Raw genomic sequence first — 20,473 nt, forward strand, 5'->3', positions numbered from 1 at the left:
CCGTACCGTGCCACACCCGTCTTTACCCGTCGCCGCCTACCTGCGCAAACGCGCCGTCACCGTCCCATGGCACGTCGAAGGCCGGCCCGGCGGGCCATTTCGGGGCGCCGTAGTCATCCCCTGCTTGGCCGAGAGCCGCAACCTTCCGTTGACACTCCGCTCCCTTGCCGCCAACCCGCCTGAATTGCTTTCCCGTTTCATGGTCCTGGTGGTGGTCAATCAGCGAGGCGACGCCTCTCCCGTGGAACAGGCCGATAACCGTGTGTGCCTGGAGTCGCTGCCTGTCTGGAAGCGGGAATACGGGCTTGAGAATCTGCACTGGGTGGATGCCGCCTCAAAGGGGCGCGAACTGCCGCCGAAGCAGGGGGTGGGCCTGGCGCGCAAGATCGGTCTGGACCTGGCCCTCGGGTACCTGGATTTTGCCGGGGGCGATCCGCTTCTGGTCTGCCTCGACGCCGATACCTTGGTCCAGCCCGACTACCTGGCGGCCATAGAGGGGCATTTCGCCTGCACGGCAGAAGGGGGCGCGAGCATCCCCTATCGCCATCGTCCGGCCGACGATCCGGCCGGGCAGGCGGCCATCGACCGCTACGAGCTGTTTCTACGGGTCTATGTGCTGGGGCTGGAACTGGCCGGTTCGCCCTATGCCTTTCACACTGTGGGGAGCGCCATGGCCTGCCGGGCATCGGCCTACGCCGTTAGCGGCGGCATGAACCGGCGACTGGCCGGCGAGGACTTCTACTTCCTCCAACAGGTGCACAAGGTCTCCGGGGTCGCGCCTCTCACGGGCACCATCGTCCATCCTTCGCCGCGGCCGTCCCACCGGGTCCCCTTCGGCACCGGCCGCGCCGTGGGCGATATGTTGGCGTTTGGAGGAGAACGGCTGCTTTTTTACCAGCCGATACTATTTGATATCCTGGGGGAGTGGTTACAGTGCGTGAGGGGGCATGGCGGCACGGATGGTGCGGGCCTGATACGCGGGGCGGGCGGGATTTCGCCCCATCTGGCCGGGTTTTTGGAACAAGCCGGTTTCAGTACGGCCTGGGACAACCTGCTGCGGCACAACCCTGATGAGAGCCGCTTGATGGCCGCCTTTCACGGCTGGTTTGATGCTTTCCGCACCATGCGCCTGCTGCATCACTTGAGCGACAACGCCTGGCCCCGAGTCCCCCCGGAGCAGGCCGTAGGGCCGTTGTTGGAGCGCAGGGGCAGTGGCGGCCCCACCGATGTGGGGAGGATGTTGGAACGGCTGAGAGAGCTTCAGGGGGTTTGAGTTTGTTTTCAGGCTCAAAGGGTAAACTATGGATGACCCTAAAGTTTGTTGCGAGCCAAAAGTTACACAAAGGGCGCATTGCCATGTGACAATGCGCCCTTTTACCTTACCATGTTGCAAATGATCTTGTATCAGCCCTTTGCCTGTACCGCCTCGGCCACGGCCCTGCCCAAGGCCCGGCACTGCTCCAGGACCTCTTCCTTGGGGGTGAAGGGGGTGCGGACCGATTCGCTCACCAGCTTGAAACCGATCCCCTTCAGCCTGTCTTCGGCCATCTTGCAGGCTTCGCCGCTCCAGCCATAGCTGCCGAATACCGCTGCCAGGCCGGTCTTGAGCTTGACGGTGCTGAGGTAGGCCAACACGTCCCACATGGGCTTGGGGATGTCGCGGTTGATGGTGGGGATGCCGAATATCAGCGCTTCGGCCTCTTCCAACAGGTTGCGCACCTCGTCGGCGCTCAGGTGGACGATATGATAGCTGATGACCTCCACCCCGTCGGCCCTGGCTCCGTCGGCGACTGCAGCGGCCATTTTTTCCGTGTTGCCGTGGGGCGACAGGTAGAGGATGAAGATCTTTTTCACCAGGGTCGTCGGTTTGCTCCAGCTCTCGAACTGCTCGATGGCCTTCCAGGGATCTTTCCTGATGATCGGGCCGTGGCTCGGGCAGATCATGTCGATCACATCGTGGCGGATTTTTTCCACCGCAGACAGCACCTTGTCCTTGAAGGGGCGGATGATGCAGTCGAAGTAAAACTGGCGCGCCGAGGTGATGTCCTCCAACTCGTCGTTGAAGATGTGGCCCGGACTGCAGTAGTGGGCGCCGAAGGCGTCGCAGGTGAAGAGAATGTTTTCTGTCTCCAGGCGGGTAAACATGGTGTCGGGCCAGTGCAGGAAGGGGGCCATGATAAAGCGCAGCTGACGGCCTCCCAGGTCGATGGTGTCGCCGTCCTTCACCACCTGGGAGGTGAACGGTTTGTGCATCAGGTTGGTGAGAAAGGTCTTGGCGGCGGTGGTCGATACCACCGTAGCCTGGGGACAGTGCTCCAGCAGGTAGGAGAGCGACCCTGAGTGGTCGGGTTCGGCGTGATTGACGATGATGTAGTCGATATTCTTCGGATCGACCAGGGATTTGACCTTGTCCATGAACTCATCGACCCGCTTGGCCTTGACCGTATCGATGATGGCAATTTTCTCGCTCCCCTTGAGGAGGTAGGAGTTGTAGGTGGTGCCGTGTTCGGTGGGGAAGAGGTCGTCAAAGGTGCGCAGGTCCGGGTCTTCCGACCCGATCCAGTAGAGTCCCGGCTTGATTTCAACAGTTCCCAGCATGGTGATAGTTCTCCTTTTCGTCGTTTCTTGCAGTGAATCACGACGGCGCTGTCGCACATCCTCTATCAGGCTGTTGAAAAACTATTACGGAGAGCCGTCTGCGGTACTCGCAGCCTCGGCTACCTATCCGGTATGCCTCGTGGCGTTTTCCAATAGCCAGCTATTCTTGACAACTTTTGTCCGCTACTATACCAAACCCTTTCTGTCTGGACAAGATATATCGGAAGAAGGGGGTTGTGTCCCGAGCCCCGATCTGCTACAAATTCAGCCATGAGCGAGATTGTTCGGACGAGAATCGATGCCTTGCGGCTGCTCTTGAAGGATGCGGACCCGGACGTGCGCGATGCCGTTGCCACGGCAATCGAGCGGCTGGAGGCGACCAGCGGCGTCGACGAGATACTGCACGCCCTGAAAACCGGGAACATGGGCTCGCGGGTTGCCGCCATCTATGCCTTGGGCGAGATCGGCGGAGACAGGGTGGTTGCCCCGCTGGTTTACTGCGCCGGCCGGCCGGAGGCGGACATTCGTTCCGCAGCCGTGGAAGTGTTGGGCCGATTGGCCGTTACGTCCACACTGCCGGTGTTGCTGGAGCGGCTCGCCGATCAGGATGCGGCCATTCGGGCGCGGGCAATTGCGGCCATGGCCGGATTTCCTCCTTCGCCGCTTCTGTATGAACGGTTGCGCCCGTTTCTGGATGCGACGGATGGTGTCCTTGAGGCTGAGGCCGCCCTGGCGCTGGCCCGGCTCAAGGACCTTGCGTCCGAGGCGCGCATAACGGCGCTCCTGGTCTCGCCCCACGCCTCTACCCGCCAGGCCGCTGCCACGGCACTCAGCCTGCTTCCGCTGGAATTTTCCTTCTTCCCGACGACAATTGAGGCAAAATAGCGGCCTGCTACCTCCCCGTCTTCAGTAATGCCCCCGGTTGATCAGTCTCCCCACGTCGATATTTTTCAAGAGCGGGTCAACCACCGCCACAATTCTGGCGTAGCTCGAACCGTCGCGCTCCACCAGCCGCTGTTCACGGGGTAGCGGGAGACGGGCGCCGTCCTGTTCGAGCACGATCCTGACCACCGGGGCCTCTTCATCCAGCGGGTTGGGCCGCTGGACCAGAGCCACCTCGTTGTTGTCCAGGCGTACCAGCGTCCCCACCGGGTATTTGCCCATCATCTCCATGAAGCGAGCCACCAGGCCGCCATCCAGGATGGTTCCACCCAATTTTTGCAGTACCGCCAGGGCGGCATGGGGGGTGACGGGGTGTTGGTAGACACGCAGGGTGGTGATGGCATCGTAGGTGTCGGCGATGGCAATGATGTCGGCCGTCCGGTTGTAGTCGAACCGGCGAGCCCATTCGGGATAGCCGCTGCGGTTGTAGTGCAGATGGTGCCCCAGAACGGCTTGGGCGATTCGGGGGGAGATCCCATCCATCTCTTGGATGATCTTGGCGCCCAGCTCCGAATGGCGTTTCATCTCATGGAACTCTGCGCTGGACAGCTTGCCGGGTTTGTTGAGTATTTCCTTTGGTATCAGGGTTTTGCCGATGTCGTGCAACTGCCCGGCTATACCGACCTCCTTGACGTCTTCGGTGTCCATGCCGAGGGAGGCACCGAGGGACATGGCCAGCACCCCGACGTTGACGCAGTGGTTGAAGGTGTAATGGTCATAGTCCTTGATCATGGCCAGACCCAGGAGGGCGGAAGGCTCCCGCATGGTGATGCCGGCCAACCGGTCCACCACGCCGATCACCGCGGCACTGCTGGGAATCCGTCCTTGTTCGATATCGAGACAGATGCCGCGGATCGCTCCCAATGCTTGGCCGTAGGTAGCCAAGGCGTAGCCGTCCCCATTCTCGTCGCCGTTTTCTTCCGGCTGCTCCGGCAAGGGAGCACCCTCCTGCCGTACCACCAGGATGTTGTGTATCCCCTTCTGGTGCATCCGGGCAGAGAGGTCGTCGAATCCGGCTGATTTGCCGGAGAGAAGGCGCACAAACCCCTGCAACTCGTCGAAGGCAAGTCCGTTCTTTATGACAATCCGGTCGATTTCTTTCTCCATCATCCGGTTGGTCAGGTCGGCAATGGCGGTGGTGGGGGCGATGAAGAGGTGTTTCCCGAAGAACATGACACCATCGATGACCCCCCAGGTGAGGTCGGTGCTTCGGGCCAAGGCGGCACCGAAGAGTTTGTCCAGCTCAAGCAGGGGTTGGCGGATGGCGGGATGGGATTCGGGGTAGAAGGCCATTCCCTTGACCGCCCCCGAAAAGAGGGTGATCATCCGTAAGGCAAGCTGCTTATCGACCTCCTCCATAGTCAGTCCTTTGTCCGTTCGATGGAGTTGAGCGCTTCGGTGCAGGCTCGGGCCAGTTCACCCGATCCCCGCGCTTTTCTTCTCAAGGCCGGAAGGGCGCGGCTGTCGTCCAGCTTGGCCAGGCAGGCGGCAATCGAAATCTTGAGCTGCGTCCAGCGGCTGCGCGAGATAATGTGCCTGCTTTCCAGGAGTTTTACCAGGCGGGGGGTCGCCTGTTGCCCGCCGATCATAGCGATCGCCGTCAGGGCATCGCATTTCAGGGCGAGATTTTGCAGGAACCTGTCGTTGTCGCAAACAATTTGCAACAGTACGGCCAAGGCCTTGCGGCTCTTCATGCCGCCGAGCGAGGCGATCGCCTGGGGCCACAAGGCGGAATCTGTCCCGTCCAGTACGGCGATGACAGCGGTCTCCGCCTGCTGCCCCCCGATCTTCGCAAGGCTGCGGATGGCTTCCTTGGCAACCCTGGTGTCGGAATGTCGCAGGCATTTTTCCAGTTGGGGGACCGCCTTTCGACTACCGATATCCCCAAGGATAGCGGCCAGGTTTCTGACCATATACCAGCGATTGTCGTCCAGCATCGACAGGATCGGGGCTACGGCTGGTTCACCCAGGCGAGCCAGCAGCATGGTCAGCTTTTTGCGCACGGCCAGGTTCTCGGTCGTGGCCAGTTTTTCGACGGCACGGCCGACGGCTGGTTGGCCGCCGGTGGTCATCACGGCCAGGGCACCTTTGGGGGAAACCCCGTCGGGCGCGCTCAGGCTGTCGAGGATAAATTCGAGAAACTCCTCCCGTGCTGCCAGTTGTTCGAGGCCGACCCGCGCAACCTCCATGATCTTGTTGCCGCGGCTCGGGTCGGAGGCATGCTGCGCGAACAGTTCCACGACGGGAAGCACCGGGGCCGGCTCATGGCGGGCGATGAGGGCTTCGCAGCAGGTAATGCCCTGGCGGGCGAGCATCGGGTAGATATCTTCGTCAGCAGTTGTGCTCAAGCGGTTCAAGAGGCCGCGCAACGCCTGTTCCGGGTCGATGTTTTCGGGGGGGGGCACGGAAGACTCCTGTGTGTCCAGGAATTCCAGGCCATCGTCTTCGATTTCGTCAAGTCCCGGTGGGGTCACCCCCCGTGATTCAACCTCGCGACGTTTGTCCAGGATGGTGGAAAGGTCGAGTTCGTTGGCCCATATGGTGCGGATGCCGTGCTCCTGCATGACCTTTTCCAGGCCACCGGCCTGCTGGACGGCGTCGGGGGAAAGCGATATAACCCTGATGAAATCCAGAAGGTCTTCCTGGAACAGGTCGCCGAGAAAGGTGATCTTCTGCGCGCGTCGGGCAAAAAGCTCGAAGGAGAGGGAAGCGGCTATTCGCATGCTATCCTTGAAGGTCTCGCCGTTTGGCAGGCTGAACCCGGTACGTCCGCACAAAAGGGAAAGAGTGGTGCCGTCCAGCGCCCGCAGGAGGGTCTGGTGCGCTTGGAGGATGCTGTTCTTGCGGCTGGGGTGCCCTTTGGGATAGAACTGCCATGCACGCAACGCCCGGCTGACGTTGCCCAAGGCCTCCAGGACAGTGGGAGGCGAGGATGGATTGGTTACTTGCATGTGCGGTTCCTTGTGGAATGCCGGGGTAATGTGCAATACTATACGAATTACGGCGGGATTTTGTCAAACCTGAATCCGAGACGTCTTCACATCAGCCACATAAAGCATCGAGGTTTGAACCGTGAAACATAAAACTGTTTTTACTTGCCAGAAATGCGGCTGCCAGTCGCCAAAGTGGCTGGGGAAATGCCCCGATTGCGGTGCCTGGAACAGCATGGCCGAAGAGGCGGTCGCCAAACCGGCCCACGGCTTGCCGGCGGGCGGGGCCTCCCGCCCGGTGCCGATCTGCGATGTGCCGGCCCAGTCGGAAACGCGCATAAGCTGCGGCATCGTCGAACTGGACCGGGTGCTGGGGGGCGGTATCGTCCCCGGCTCCCTGGTGCTGATCGGGGGAGACCCCGGCATCGGCAAGTCAACCCTGCTGCTCCAGGCCATGCACAACCTGGCGGCCGGCGGCGGTCCGGTGCTGTACGTGTCCGGCGAGGAGTCCGCCTCTCAGACCCGCCTGCGGGGAGAGCGGTTGGGGGTCTCTCACAAGGGACTCCTGGTTCTGGCGGAAAACTCGCTGGAGGCCATCATAGCCCATGCCATAGCTCTCAAACCACAAGCGCTGGTGGTGGACTCCATCCAGACGGTCTGGACCTCTTCCCTGGAATCCGCCCCCGGCAGCGTCAGCCAGGTCAGGGAGTCGGCCGGCAAACTGATGCTTTTGGCCAAGGGAAATAATATCCCGGCCTTCATTGTGGGGCATGTCACCAAGGACGGCGCCATTGCCGGGCCGCGGGTGCTCGAACACATGGTGGATACGGTGTTGTACTTTGAGGGGGACGGTAGCCACCCTTTCCGTATCCTGCGGGCAGTCAAGAACCGTTTCGGCTCCACCAACGAGATCGGCGTGTTCGAGATGAAACAGGAGGGATTGTGCTGCGTGGATAACCCTTCGGAGCTCTTTCTTGCCGAACGGCCTCTCGGTGTCGCCGGTTCCGTGGTCACCACCTCCCTGGAGGGAAGCCGGCCGCTCTTGGTTGAGCTTCAGGCGCTGGTGAGCCAGTCATCCTACGGCGTCCCCCGTCGCACGACCATTGGGGTTGACCACAACCGCCTGGCGCTTTTGGTTGCAGTATTGGAAAAAAAGGTTGGGCTGCATCTGGGCGGGCAGGACATTTTCCTGAATGCCGCCGGAGGGGTGCGCCTCAACGAGCCGGCAGCCGACCTGGCCATGATCATGGCGGTGGCTTCCAGCCACCTGGACAAGGTAATCGCCCCCCAGAGCGTTGTCCTGGGGGAGGTGGGGCTGGCCGGCGAGGTGCGGGCCGTGACCCAGCCGGAGCAGCGTATAGCCGAGGCGGAGAAGCTCGGCTTCCGGACAGCCATCCTGCCGGCAGGCAACCTGAAAAGGCTCAAGAAAGGGAAGATCAGGCTGGTAGGGGTTTCTTCGGTTGAGGAGGCCATGAACCATGTCCTGGAATAGCGGCCGGTCGGGCCTGCGGCCATTTTTTTCTGGACTTGCCGTGCGGTAACCTATAAAATCTGTACATTTATATGAATCCAGGAGCAGGCCATGGAAGCGGAAAAGATTGAATATTTCAGAAATGTTCTGATCGAAGAGATGAAGTCTCTGCTCGGCGAGGCAGACAAGACTGTTACGGAAATGACCTCCGATGCATCCAACTTCCCCGATCCCACCGACCGCGCCACCCAGGAATCGGACCGTAATTTCGAACTGCGCATCCGTGACCGGGAACGCAGGTTGATCAACAAGATCAAGGACGCCCTGGAACGCATCGATGCCGGTGAATTCGGCATATGTGAGGAGTGCGGCGAGGAAATCAGTGAAGCGCGCCTCAAGGCGCGGCCGGTGACGACGCTCTGCATCAACTGCAAAATGGAAGAAGAAGAGAAAGAACGCCGTAAATAGGCATCCGGCAACCCCCGCATACCCTGCGGCAGGTGTACGACATGGAAGTCCGCACCCCTCCCCAACAGACCGTCCCTCGAAAACAACTGGATGAACTGACGATCCTCTATCAGTTCAGTAATACCATGTTGTCCACCATTCGTCTCAACAAGCTCACCCATCTCATTCTCACTGCCCTCACCTCCCGCACTACCGGGATCTTTGAACGAGCCATGCTGTTCCTGCGCAACGAAAAATCGGGTATGCTGCAGGGCATGCTCGGCATCACGCGGGATACCGCCGAGGGGTTGAAGGTGGTGGGGGGCGACGACGCCCTCAGCAGTCGCTGGGATATGGATGATGACGCGATTGTCCACCAGCGGGAGTCCGCCTTTTCGAAACACGTCCGCTCGACCCGCATCGAGGCCGGTGCGGATTGCACCATCATGCGGCGTGTCGTCCGCGAGCACCGCCTCTATGCCCTGGGCGAAGACGGTTGCCAAGTCTGTGAGTCCTGCGATTTCATCCAGCGCCTTGGCATCACGGCTTTTGCCGTCGCCCCCCTCGTCGCCCGGGACAAGGCTTTGGGGATCATTGTCGTGGATAATCCGGTTTCAAACAAGCTGATCGGCCGCGACGACCTGCATTTTCTTCAACTCATCGCCAATCAGGCCGGCATGGCGGTTGAAAACTCCATGCTCTACAACCGCATCGAAGAGGCCCACTCCAACCTGCGTGATGCCAGGGAACGCCTTGTCCATGGCGAACGACTGGCGGCCATAGGCGAGATGGCGGCGAACCTGGCCCATGAACTCAAAAATCCACTCGTAACCATCGGCGGTTTTGCCGGACGGCTGGTCAAAGGGCTCGCCAGCGATTCCCGGGAACACCAGTACGCCGACACCATCGTGAAGGAGATCGGCCGATTGGAGCGGATGCTGGCCGATATCCTGGGTTTTTCTCGCAAGCCGACCATCTGCTACAGCAATTGCGACGTGGGCGATATCCTGGAGGATTGTTTTGCAAGCTGCGCCACGACTCTCGAGGACCATGGCGTCACCCTTGCCAGATCGTTTGAAGACGGCCCCTGGCCGACCCTGGGGGATGCGTACCAGCTTAAGCAGGTTTTTCTTAACATCATGTTGAACGCCTGTGAAGCGATGTCTGACGGTGGCTCGCTTCATGTTTCGCTTAGAAAAGTATCCCTTGACAAAAAATGCATATTGGTTAGCATACGGGACTCGGGCGGGGGCATACCAGCCGACATGCTGCCGAGGATCTTCACCCCCTTCTTCACCACCAAGCCTCACGGCACCGGCTTGGGGCTTGCAATCGTCAACCGTATCCTGCAGAATCACGGTGGTAGCATCGAGGCGAGAAACGAAGGTAGCGGAGCCGTGTTTACCGTGATCTTGCAGCAGGCGGAAACACCGTAGAATTCATATGATCTGGGGCTGTAGCTCAGTTGGGAGAGCGATGCGTTCGCAACGCATAGGCCGTCGGTTCGATCCCGATCAGCTCCACCAGATAAAAACAGGCATTTGCATTATATTGCAAATGCCTGTTTTTGTAGCTGCCTCATAGGTTTGCCAGAAGATCCATCCGGTAAGCGGGAATGGACGGTTTATCTGAGGGGATGTTTGTGGCTATTTTTGGGGAAGGCTGCGCATTTCTTGTAAAAGGGTAATGATGCTATTGTTCCAGCCCGCGACTCGCTCCCTGTGGCTCACTGAACCCCGTATTCTCTGAGCTTGCGATAGAGTGTCGCCACGCTGATCTTCAGCACGGCCGCCGCAGGATATATTTTGCCATCCATGGCATGAAGAACTCCCAGAATATAGTCCTGCTCTATCTCACTCAGGGAGCGCATGCAGCCCGACACCACAGGCGTCAGGGGCACGACCCGCAACTCGCAGGGGAAATCGTCAACATCAATCTGGCTGCCCTGGCACAGTGCAACGGCATATTCTACGGAATTCTGAAGTTCCCGAACATTGCCCGGCCAGTCGTAACGGAGCAGCCGGTCAGCGGCGCTTGGTGTGAAACCCGTTATGGAACGCCTCAGATTTTTGGCTATCTTGGTGAGAAAAAAACGCGCCAAGGGCAGAATATCCTCATGGCGTTCACGTAGTGGAGGGACCCGCAGTTCAATCACCCGCAGGCGATAATAAAGGTCTTGGCGGAAGCGGCCTGCGTTAATCTCATTCGCCAGATTCCGGTTCGTTGCGGCGACCACCCGGACGTCGATAGGGCGGGACTTGTTCTCACCCACGCGCCGTATCTCGCGCTCCTGCAAGACCCGCAGCAGCTTTACCTGCATGCCCGGCGACACCTCGCCAATTTCGTCCAGGAACAGCGTCCCGCCGGTAGCCGCCTCGAAAAGGCCCTGCCGGTCCTTATCCGCGCCGGTAAAGGCTCCTTTGGCGTGCCCGAATAGTTCGCTCTCCAGCAATGTTTCGGTGAGTGCGCCGCAGTTCACGGCAACAAATGGCAGGCACTCCCGTGCGGATTGGTCATGGATGAAGCGGGCAATTCGCTCCTTGCCGACGCCGCTATCTCCACTTATGAGCACCGTTGAGTCAACAGCGGCGATACGCCGGGCAATATCGACGATACTCCGCATCGCCGCGCTCCGCGCCGTGATGGGTTGGTCGGCATCTTCATTGTCCTCGAGGAACGCAAGTTGCTCTTTCCGTTTCTTTAGTCGGTTTTCGATACAATGGAGCTTGTCGCTGAGTTCCTTCAATATTGCCGATGAGGACTCCATTTGGTAGTAGGTAAGGTGGGGTCCGATCTCCGTCCCCCATTTTTCCTTGAAATGCGCCACCACATGGCAGGTGGCATCCCCTTTCCCGCGACACTTGTCTTCAATGAAGTACACTTCCCGGCCTTCAATGCAGGAGACAAATCCACTGGCATAGCCTACCAGCGTCCAGCAAACCGGTTCCTTCTCCAGTCCAATATGCAGCAGGTGTTGCTCTGCTTCGAAGCTTTCATCCCATATCGAGTCTATTAGTGGTTCGTCGCCTTCTCCCTTGGTTCGCTTGGAGTTTCTGACTTTGACCAAGCCGGTTAACGAATGGAATTTGGGCCCCGCTTTTCCTTTCGCCTCTTTCCAGATCTCCGGCATTTTGGATCGCATATTCTCAGCGGTCCGCCAGCCGTGGGCATAGCCAAAACGGGTGAGAATGCTGCGGGCGGCGAACATGCCAAGGTTGTCGATGAGCTCTTTGCGCAGCAGTCCCAAGGCGGCGGCATCGAACAGGAGAGCCCTCTCATCCATGAACTGAATCGAGCCGCCTTTGGGATTGAACGAAAGTAACTCCCGCAAGTCCAAATCATCGACCTTCATCGCCCCTCCAATTGTTTCATAATAAAACAGCTTATATCAAAATTAAATAAGTCCGTCGAGATAAACAATTGCTAATCAAGTGTAATCAATATGTTACGCGTTTGTTACGAGTGGCACGGCTGATGCTCTCCCTTGTCCGACAATCAGACAACGAGTTCCAGAGAAAAAATTTCGTGGACCCAATCCGACAACCACCGGAACACATACAAAATCATTTGAAACAAAGGAGGTGTTGAAGATGAACAAATTGAAGTTCGGGACTTACGCCACCGTTCTCATAGTGAACGGAATGCTCATGTCGGCTGGTGCATACGCACAGGAGCTGTCCGGAAAGCATGCCAAGGAAGGATTGAAATGCGCCGATTGTCACAAGACGGATAAGCCGGTTACGGCTGCGACGCCGGATGCCTGCATGGAGTGCCACGGCGATTACAGCAAGGTTGCCGCCCTGACCAAATCCCTGCCGGTTAATCCTCACGACTCTCATTTGGGGCAACTCGCTTGCACCAAGTGCCACGGCATACATAAACCGAGCGAGGTTATTTGTCTGGAGTGTCATAGCGAGTTTGATTTCAAGGTCAAGTAGCCATCGAGATCACTCGCTGTTTTTGTCGTGTTTACCACAGTAGAGACCCAAGTATGGCATTAGGATGCCCTAACAATGGGTATACCACACTACACGAGGAGGAAGCAATGAAGAGGTTTTTCGGAAAGATTGGCTTGGCGCTGGCGCTGGTAACAGCTATGGCAGTACCGGCTCTGGCGGAAAAAACCATGGATACCGATGTTGCCATTGTCGGTGCCGGAACATCCGGACTGGCGGCCGCCGTTGAGGCGCTACAGGGCGGAGCCAAGGTCATTGTCCTTGAGAAGCAGCCCAAGGTCGGCGGCACCGGCAGCTTCTGCGAAGGCGTCTTCGCGGCAGAGAGCAAGATCCAGAAACGTATCGGTATCGACGTGTCCAAATCCTTCGCCTTCAAGCTCATCATGAATTACAGCCACTGGAAGGCCAACGGTGCGTTGGCCAAGGCGTTTGTGGACAAGTCGGCCGAAACCATCGACTGGCTCGATAACCTGGGCGTCAAGATCGAGTATGTGGGCGTCGGCGGTTTTGGTGGACCTCTTACCTGGCATGTCATTGCTCCCGGCCCGGATCTGGTAAAAGACCCGCGTGATTTCCACTGCCAGAGGATGATCAACGTTTTCAACAAATACGTCCTCGACCATGGCGGCAAGATTCTCCTCGAAACCCCCGGTACGGGGCTGATCACCGAGAACGGCAAGGTTGTTGGCGTTTTTGCCAAGGACAAGTCCGGGGAAAAGATCAGGATCAACGCCAAGGCGGTTGTGATCGCCACCGGCGGATTTGCCAACAACAAGGAGATGATGAGGAAATATGTGAAGGATTACCCTGATGTCATCCCCGTCGGTCAGATAGGCAAAGACGGCGACGGCATTAGAATGGCGGAGGCGGCCGGCGCTGCCCTCGAGGGCATGTCCACCGTCCAGGCGTACCGCCCCGGCCTGGCCGGCTTCCATCCGGCTGACCAGATGATCGCCCTGGCCGTTCAGCCTTACTTCTGGGTGACTCCTCGCGGCGAACGCTACACCGACGAATCCAGCATCGAGTACTGGCCCTATGCCGGCAATGCCCTGACCAGGGTCGGCGGCACGGCATACTCCATCTACGATGACGCCACCAGGAAGTTTGCCGTTGAAAAGGGTATTGAAATGCCTCTGGGGGAATGGGTTCTCCAAGGGACCAAACTTACCAAATGGGAAGATGCGTTCAACAAGGAACTGGCCCGCAAACGGGGCAACGTCTTCAAGGCCGACACTCTCGAAGACCTTGCCAAGCAGCTCGGTATGGATGCGGCTGTCCTGAAAGCCAGCGTGGAGAAAATGAACAAGGCTGCCGCAACCCGTGAAGACTCCGAATTCAATAAACAGGCAAAATTCCTCCGTCCGATCGCAACTCCACCGTTCTATGCAACCAAGCTGTTGCCTCGCCACCTGGGCACTTTGGGCGGCGTCAAGGTAACGGCCGAAGCCGAAGCCGTCAACACCAAGGGAGCTCCCATTCCTGGTCTGTATGCCGTCGGCACCGATTCCGGCGGTATGTACGGCGACAGCTACGATCTGCTTCTGGGCGGCGGGACCGCCGGCTATGCCGTCAACTCCGGTCGTATTGCTGCTGAAAATGCTCTGAAATACGCGGGTATCACGAAATAGTCCCTCCTGCTCCCCTTCCCCTCCTGCATCAGAGGGGAAGGGGAGCAGGCAGGCGGTCTGGATATCCGTATGTCACTTTTGCTCGTGTATGGCCAATTGGCACCGGCCAATCGGAAAATTCAACATAAGGAGATGATAATGAAGAGAGGTTTTATTGGGGCAGTTGCTTTTGGAGCGGCGATAGCGTTTGCGCTCCCGGCCATGGCCATCGACTTCAACGCTTACGGTTCCGTCAAGGTGGGGACGTTCTGGACCCAGAATCAGTACTACAACACGGCTGGCGACAAAAGAAGCGACAGTGACTTCAGCCTCGACTTGATGGGTGACAGTCTGGTGGGTGTGCGCGCAAAGGAAGGTGATTTTTCCGCGGTCGCAGAGCTGGGGGCCTACAACCCCAAGGCCTATTCAAAAGGGCTTGAACTACGTTTGCTGTTCGCAGAATGGGATTTCGGCAACGGCAAGCTGCGTATCGGTAAAACCCCCAGCCCCTATGTTTACCGCACCCAGCAGGTATGGGACAGCGATGGCGGCATGAATGCCTACGGCTCCCTGTGGGACGGCCGTTATGCCAACATCAAGCTGACCATGAACAACGGGTTCTATTTCACGCTTATGCAGCCCAGGGTCGGTGCTTCGTCAAACAACAGCAGTAACGTCACAAGCTCAGATGCAACAGCCGCATATTCCCAGACCGGAAATCTTTACGCGTCGACGTATACCAATTACAACACCATTATGCCCAAAATCGTAACCGGTTATGAGGGCAAACTGGACAATTGGACCTACGGCGGCGGCGTTGCCTACAACATGTATAATATTGAAACAGTCTCAACAGCAAATGCGACCCCGGTAAAAACCGACATCCACTCCTATCTGGTCTTTTTCCACGGCAAGGTCGACCTTGCTCCTGTTGAGTTATCATACAATGTGTTCACCGGGCGCAATACCGGTGACCTGATGAGTTCCGCCAACACGGCCTACGTTGCCGTACCTTCCTCCACGAGCACCGGTGGATACTACGATACGTTCAATGGTGTCGATGCCTACACCTACGGCGGGTGGGGACAGGTCGGCTACACCGTGAACAAAAAGCTTAACCTCTATGCTGGGGCCTCCTACGTCGTTGACGACAACAGGGTAACCCATGCCGACGAGCGCCTTGCCACCTTCATCAACGCCCAGTATCAGGTCAGCAAAAACTTCAAGATCGTGCCTGAAATAGATTTTATTAACGACATGACCAAGACCTCCGGCGCGAAAGAGCCAAGAACATTCGTCGCCGGTGCAAAATGGGAAATGCGTTTCTAAACCACGCGGAGCTTCAAAAGGCTCAGAACATGGGCCTCCTTCTTGTAATCGGGGGGAGAAGCAATCCCCCCATTTTTTCCACGAGCTGTCATGCCACGGATCAGCTGCCTTTTTTGCAAAGGAAGACGGAGATGAAGAAGTTCGAAATCAGGATGCGACAGCTGGCTGGATGTGATAGGGGGGCTATGAAGACATCCTTTTCCCCCTGTCCGAAAGGAGAACGAGTATGTTGACGGTCACACTACGGGCAACCTCTTTTGTAGTCGCCTTTTTCCTGCTGATTCCCATCCTGAACGCTTCGGCGGCCGTCAATGAGGCGCTGGTTCGGGATTTCGCGCCGGTTTCGGGATACGTCATCCAACCCGCCGGGAAGGAGTTCATTATCGATCTGGATGCGCGGCAGCAGATTGCCGTCGGCGACATCTTCAGCGTCGTGACCCCCGGAGAAAAGATCATTCACCCGGTGACAAAGAAGGTGCTTGGAACTCAGGATACCGTGAAAGGAATCCTGCAAGTCACCCGCATCAAGGCGGGCTATTCCTACTGCCTCCCCCTCGGGTCCGCATCCGCGGTCCGGAGCGGGGATGTCATCCGCCGGTTTCAGAATGTGGATGTGAATTTCTGGGACTATACCGGTCGCGGGGAACAGCTCTTCAGGGAGTTACAGACGGCCCTGCCTCACCTCCCGTGGCAGGGTTATGTAGCGTCCCAGAAGAACAGGCCTGCAACCCCGGTCCTCCCTCAGGGGAGCTCCACCGCCCTTTACTTTATCCTTACTGACCAGGGGCTGGATGTGCGCACACCTGGTTTTGAAATAATCCACAGCTATCCGGCCACCGAGTTGCACCACGCCCAAACTGTTCCGACCCCGGCCATGGCGCCGGTATCCGGAGAAAATGCTTCCGTCGTGATCAGTCGTGCATCCTCCACAGGTTCGGAAAACTACTGGACCGGTCCCACCATGAATGGTACGCCGATCGGTGTGGAAACGGGAGATTTCGATGGTGACGGCAAGCAGGAGATTGCGGTGGCCTTTGGTGACCGGATAGAGATCTATCGCCTGACCGGCCAAAACTATCAACAACTGGCCACGGTTCCCCTTGACGCTGCTCTCAGGGCCTACCATCTGGACGGTTTCGACCTGAAAGGGAACGGTCGGGCACAGCTCTTTGTTTCAGCCGTTACCAATTCCGGCAACCTGTCGGGTATCATTATAGAATCACAGGGTGGCCAGTACCGCATCACCAGCAAGGATATACCCTGGCACCTGCGCCGTTTAACGATGCCGGGCGAGGGCTCTGCCCTGCTTGCCCAGAAGATGGGGCTCCAGGGACGCGAATTCTCCGGCCCCATATTCCGTGTCAGACTGGCCGGCAGCGGACTTGTTGAAGGGCCTGCGGTGAAAGTGCCCCCCAAAACGAATCTCTACTCTTTCGCCCCGCTTCCCGCCAAGGAACGGAAACTGTTTGCCTGTCTTGGCGATGACGGCTACCTGAATATCGTCACGCCGGAGGGACGAGTTCTTGGAAGCAGCGTCGACAAAATGGGCGGAAGCGAATCATACCTGGAGATGAACGAGGATGTGCAGAGCGGGGGAGAAAGCCGGATTTCATACATCCCGGCCCGCGTCGAGGTAAGTGAAAACGGGGAGATTCTGGTTCCGGTCAACAGCGGTTTCAGCCTGCTTTCTCGCGTGCGGATGTACTCGAAATCGGAGCTGAAGGCCATGAAGTGGGACGGTTCAACACTGAGGGAAGCGTGGCATTCGACACAGGAAAAGAGCTATCTGGCCGACTTCCGCCTGGCGGATGCGAGCAACGAGGGGAGTATAAGGCTCCTAACCGTGGTCGCCTTTCCTGATTACAACCCCTTTTCGGTTCGCAAGGCGGTACTCCACGTCTATAAGCTGCCATGACAGGTAGTTAAACGTTTTGGATCACCGGTTTCGGATATTTTGAGTGATCGCAGTCCGGGGCCGCCAACGCCCGGCCTGCGTAGCGGGAGCCCGTGGAGTTACCCCTCCTTCCTCCACGGGCTTTTCCCGAACCCCTGTTTGGCAGTGTTTTACTGAGGAGCATCCCATGGCACCATGCAGCATTGAAGCAGCGATAGACGATATCCGCACAGGGAAGATGGTCATCCTGGTGGACGACGAAGACCGGGAGAACGAAGGGGACCTGACCATGGCCGCCGAGATGGTCACCCCGGAAGCGATCAACTTCATGGCCCGTTTCGGCCGGGGCCTCATCTGCCTCACCCTGACCGGTGAGCAGTGCGACCGGCTCGGCCTGCCCCCCATGGTTGTAAACAACACCTCCCCTTTTGAAACCGCCTTCACCGTCTCCATCGAGGCGCGGCACGGCGTCACCACCGGCATCTCGGCCGGCGACCGCGCCCGCACCATCCAGGTCGCCGTGGCCGAAAACAGCACCGCCGCCGACCTGTGCCGTCCCGGTCACATCTTTCCCCTGCGTGCCCGTGACGGCGGTGTCCTGGTACGCACCGGCCAGACCGAAGGCTCGGTGGACCTGGCCCGTCTGGCGGGGTTGAAACCGGCCGGCGTGATCTGCGAGATCATGAACGAAGACGGCACCATGGCCCGCATGCCCCAGCTCAAGAAATTCGCCCTGGAGCACGGCATCAAGATCTGCACCGTGGCCGACCTGGTGGCCTACCGCCTCAGGCACGAAACCCTGGTGCGCGGGATTGCCCAGGCCACTCTGCCGACCCGCTTCGGCGAATTCCGCATCATCGCCTTCGGGAACGACGTGGACGGCCAGGAGCACCTGGCCCTGGTCAAGGGCGAGATCCGGGAGGACCAGCCGGTCCTGGTGCGGGTCCATTCCGAATGCCTGACCGGTGACGTCTTCGGCAGCCTTCGCTGCGACTGCGGCAGCCAACTGGACCGGGCCATGGAGATGATCGGCGCCCAGGGGAGCGGCATCATCCTCTACCTGCGCCAGGAAGGCCGCGGCATCGGCCTGGTCAACAAACTCAAGGCCTATGCCCTCCAGGAATGCGGCAAGGACACGGTTGAGGCCAACGAAGCACTCGGTTTCAAGGCCGATCTGCGGGACTACGGCATCGGCGCCCAGATATTACGGGAACTCGGCGCCCGCAAGATCAGGCTTATGACCAACAACCCCAAAAAAATGGTCGGCCTTCAGGGCCACGGCCTGGAGATCGTCGAACGTGTCCCTCTGGAGATTACGGCCACCGGGTCCAACATCCGCTACCTGAAGACCAAGCAGGAGAAGCTCGGCCATCTCCTGGCAAACCTGTAAAGCGAGAAAGTGGTATGGAAACTCAAAACCACCGTCAATTCAATAGACAGTTTAAGACCATGAACAATGATTTACGCATGCTGAGCAGCGAAGACATACCCGCCAGCGACAGCCGCTACCGGAACATCGTTAGCCGGCTGAATGCCCTATTCGAAAAAATCCTGCGTCAGCCGGACAGAGATATTGGGGCAGACTTTGACCGGTTGCTCGGGACCATGATGGAGCACATAGATAACGAAAATGGTTACATGAGGATGGTGGGCTTTCCCCACGCGGTGCAACACCACCTCCACCACCAGTTCATCTGCACGAGAACGGCCGAGTTACGTCATCGTATCAGCAAGGGCGAGGTGGTGTTGCCTGAAGATTTGGGCTATGTACGCGTGCTGTGGTTAGTGCATTTCCAGATGTATGACCAGGCCTTCGAAAAGTTCCTGGCTTGCTAACTGCGAATGGCGGGTTCACAGCGATGAAAACTGATACCAGTTGTATAACCAATAATGAGAGCAGCGATTTGATCCGGTCGGATATGTGCCGGTTCGTGATGAAGCCCTTTCCCGAATGCCACTGTTCAAAGTTATCGAGTAAAAATATTCCCAACATAATTACTTTTTGTGGCGATGATTTCGAATCGTGCCCGATATATCGTCAAAGGGCCATAAAGAGCCGAATCGAGTAAAAGGAACGAATACTATGGGAACCCGCAACCTCTTCCGGGGTCTGTTCCTCATCAACTTCGCCATTACCCTGGGCTTCGGCATCGCTGATGCCTTCTTCTCCATGTATGTCTTCAGCCTGGGGGCCAGGGGGCTGCTTCTGGGCCTGCCCCTGGTCTTCTACTCCCTCTCCAAGATCATCCTCAGCCCCTTCATGGGCGCCTGGGCCGACCGGATCGGCCGCCGGAGGGTCGCCGCCATCAGTCTCGGCCTCTACCTGTTCGTGTCGGTCTGCTACTGCTTCACCACCAGTCTGCCCCTGATCACCATCCTGCGCCTGCTCCAGGGGATCGGCTGCGCCATGTTCCGGCCGGTGGTGGTTTCCCTGGTGAGCGACTGCACCTCCGACAAGAAGCGGGCCACCGTCATGGGGACCTTCGACATCTCCTTCTACGGTGCCCTGAGCATGGGGCCCATAGTCGGCGGCATCCTCAAGGACCAGTGGGGCTTCCAAGGCATCTTCGCCACCCTCACACTCCTGTGCATCCTGGCCCTGGCCCTGGCCCTGATCTGTATCCCTTCCCAAAGGACCACCTCCCGGCGAACGGGACACGGTGGCACGGAACATTTCAGAAACATTCTGAGCGTGACCCGCCACAGCACCCTGCGAGGCCTTCTGGCCTTCATCTTTGGCCGGGCCTGCGGCATCTCCCTCTTAAGCGCCTTTCTGCCGATCATGCTCACCACCAAACTGGGGCTGAGCGGCACCCAGACCGGCCTGGTCATGGCTTCTTCCACCCTGGTGATGACCCTCTTCCTACGTCCGGTGGGCATGCTCTCCGACCGGGCGCCGCGCAAATCCCTGGTGGTTGCCGGCGGCACCATCGTCTCTTTGCTCTACTTCCTGATCCCGGTGGCCGTCGGTTTCTCCCAGATACTCATCCTGGGGGTGGGGATCGGCCTGTTCAGCGTCCTGTCGCAGCCCGCCAGTACGGCGCTGTTGGTGGAGGAGGGAAGCCGTCACGGCATGGGGTTGACGGTGGGAACCTTCAACGCGGTGCTCAACCTGGGGTTTGTCTCGGGCCCGCTCCTGGGGGCCGGACTGCAAAATACCCTGGGGCTGACGGCGGTCTTCTATACCGCGGGGATCATGGGGTTGGGCGCCGTGGCGCTCTTTATGGTCAATGCCAAAACCTGGTCCGGCAGGACAATGAACTCTATTGCCGGATGACAAACCAGATGTTCACGGTAAA

The 20,473-nt window shown here is 58.5% G+C and carries 16 protein-coding genes and 1 tRNA gene; 13 read left to right on the forward strand and 4 right to left on the reverse strand.

Annotated features, from left to right (window positions below):
• Positions 1 to 7: 7 nt before the first annotated feature.
• On the forward strand, positions 8 to 1,273 hold the full coding sequence (locus LDN12_RS13420) for a glycosyltransferase family 2 protein (protein ID WP_223923167.1): 1,266 nt from the start codon (positions 8 to 10) through the stop codon (positions 1,271 to 1,273).
• 131 nt (positions 1,274 to 1,404) lie between these two features.
• Here LDN12_RS13420 and LDN12_RS18005 read toward each other — a convergent pair whose 3' ends face one another.
• The gene (locus tag LDN12_RS18005) at positions 1,405 to 2,598 is read right to left on the reverse strand and encodes an FprA family A-type flavoprotein (RefSeq protein ID WP_223923168.1); all 1,194 of its coding nucleotides are present in this window, start codon (positions 2,596 to 2,598) and stop codon (positions 1,405 to 1,407) included.
• Between the two features lie 270 nt (positions 2,599 to 2,868).
• On the opposite strand from LDN12_RS18005, the gene LDN12_RS13430 reads away from it, so the two are divergent.
• The gene (locus LDN12_RS13430; RefSeq protein ID WP_223923169.1) at positions 2,869 to 3,483 is read left to right on the forward strand and encodes a HEAT repeat domain-containing protein; all 615 of its coding nucleotides are present in this window, start codon (positions 2,869 to 2,871) and stop codon (positions 3,481 to 3,483) included.
• A 21-nt stretch (positions 3,484 to 3,504) separates the two neighbouring features.
• On the opposite strand, the gene LDN12_RS13435 is transcribed toward LDN12_RS13430, so the two are convergent.
• A complete protein-coding gene (locus tag LDN12_RS13435; RefSeq protein WP_223923170.1) occupies positions 3,505 to 4,899 on the reverse strand; it encodes an HD-GYP domain-containing protein in 1,395 nt (464 codons plus the stop codon).
• Positions 4,900 to 4,901: 2 nt separating this feature from the next.
• On the reverse strand, positions 4,902 to 6,491 hold the full coding sequence (locus LDN12_RS13440; protein ID WP_223923171.1) for a HEAT repeat domain-containing protein: 1,590 nt from the start codon (positions 6,489 to 6,491) through the stop codon (positions 4,902 to 4,904).
• 121 nt (positions 6,492 to 6,612) lie between these two features.
• Here LDN12_RS13440 and radA point away from each other — a divergent pair, with 121 nt between their 5' ends.
• The 4 genes from radA (at position 6,613) to LDN12_RS13460 (ending at position 9,914) form a co-directional block, all read left to right on the forward strand.
• Positions 6,613 to 7,962 (forward strand): DNA repair protein RadA, encoded by a 1,350-nt coding sequence (gene radA, locus LDN12_RS13445; protein WP_223923172.1) that lies wholly within the window; start codon positions 6,613 to 6,615, stop codon positions 7,960 to 7,962.
• 90 nt (positions 7,963 to 8,052) lie between these two features.
• Positions 8,053 to 8,409 (forward strand): RNA polymerase-binding protein DksA, encoded by a 357-nt coding sequence (dksA, locus tag LDN12_RS13450; protein ID WP_223923173.1) that lies wholly within the window; start codon positions 8,053 to 8,055, stop codon positions 8,407 to 8,409.
• A gap of 41 nt (positions 8,410 to 8,450) precedes the next feature.
• Positions 8,451 to 9,824 (forward strand): GAF domain-containing sensor histidine kinase, encoded by a 1,374-nt coding sequence (locus tag LDN12_RS13455; RefSeq protein ID WP_223923174.1) that lies wholly within the window; start codon positions 8,451 to 8,453, stop codon positions 9,822 to 9,824.
• A 14-nt stretch (positions 9,825 to 9,838) separates the two neighbouring features.
• A tRNA-Ala gene (locus LDN12_RS13460) sits at positions 9,839 to 9,914 on the forward strand.
• Between the two features lie 200 nt (positions 9,915 to 10,114).
• On the opposite strand, the gene LDN12_RS13465 is transcribed toward LDN12_RS13460, so the two are convergent.
• Complete coding sequence (locus LDN12_RS13465) at positions 10,115 to 11,740, reverse strand: sigma-54-dependent Fis family transcriptional regulator (protein WP_223923175.1); 1,626 nt, start codon at positions 11,738 to 11,740, stop codon at positions 10,115 to 10,117.
• A 238-nt stretch (positions 11,741 to 11,978) separates the two neighbouring features.
• Between LDN12_RS13465 and LDN12_RS13470 the strand changes: the two genes are divergently transcribed.
• From LDN12_RS13470 to LDN12_RS13500, 7 genes are all read left to right on the forward strand, one after another.
• On the forward strand, positions 11,979 to 12,326 hold the full coding sequence (locus tag LDN12_RS13470; RefSeq protein ID WP_223923176.1) for a cytochrome c3 family protein: 348 nt from the start codon (positions 11,979 to 11,981) through the stop codon (positions 12,324 to 12,326).
• A 107-nt stretch (positions 12,327 to 12,433) separates the two neighbouring features.
• On the forward strand, positions 12,434 to 13,972 hold the full coding sequence (locus LDN12_RS13475) for an FAD-dependent oxidoreductase (RefSeq protein WP_223923177.1): 1,539 nt from the start codon (positions 12,434 to 12,436) through the stop codon (positions 13,970 to 13,972).
• A 138-nt stretch (positions 13,973 to 14,110) separates the two neighbouring features.
• Complete coding sequence (locus tag LDN12_RS13480; protein WP_223923178.1) at positions 14,111 to 15,280, forward strand: hypothetical protein; 1,170 nt, start codon at positions 14,111 to 14,113, stop codon at positions 15,278 to 15,280.
• Positions 15,281 to 15,506: 226 nt separating this feature from the next.
• A complete protein-coding gene (locus LDN12_RS13485; protein WP_223923179.1) occupies positions 15,507 to 17,195 on the forward strand; it encodes a VCBS repeat-containing protein in 1,689 nt (562 codons plus the stop codon).
• Between the two features lie 166 nt (positions 17,196 to 17,361).
• Positions 17,362 to 18,564 (forward strand): bifunctional 3,4-dihydroxy-2-butanone-4-phosphate synthase/GTP cyclohydrolase II, encoded by a 1,203-nt coding sequence (locus tag LDN12_RS13490; protein WP_223923180.1) that lies wholly within the window; start codon positions 17,362 to 17,364, stop codon positions 18,562 to 18,564.
• 77 nt (positions 18,565 to 18,641) lie between these two features.
• Entirely contained in the window at positions 18,642 to 19,010 is a 369-nt protein-coding gene (locus tag LDN12_RS13495; RefSeq protein WP_223920691.1) for a hypothetical protein, read from the forward strand.
• Positions 19,011 to 19,257: 247 nt separating this feature from the next.
• Entirely contained in the window at positions 19,258 to 20,451 is a 1,194-nt protein-coding gene (locus LDN12_RS13500; protein ID WP_223920693.1) for an MFS transporter, read from the forward strand.
• The last annotated feature ends 22 nt before the right edge of the window (positions 20,452 to 20,473 follow it).

Origin of the sequence: Geobacter sp. AOG2 (genome assembly GCF_019972295.1) — a bacterium.
Classification (GTDB): Bacteria; Desulfobacterota; Desulfuromonadia; order Geobacterales; family Pseudopelobacteraceae; genus Oryzomonas.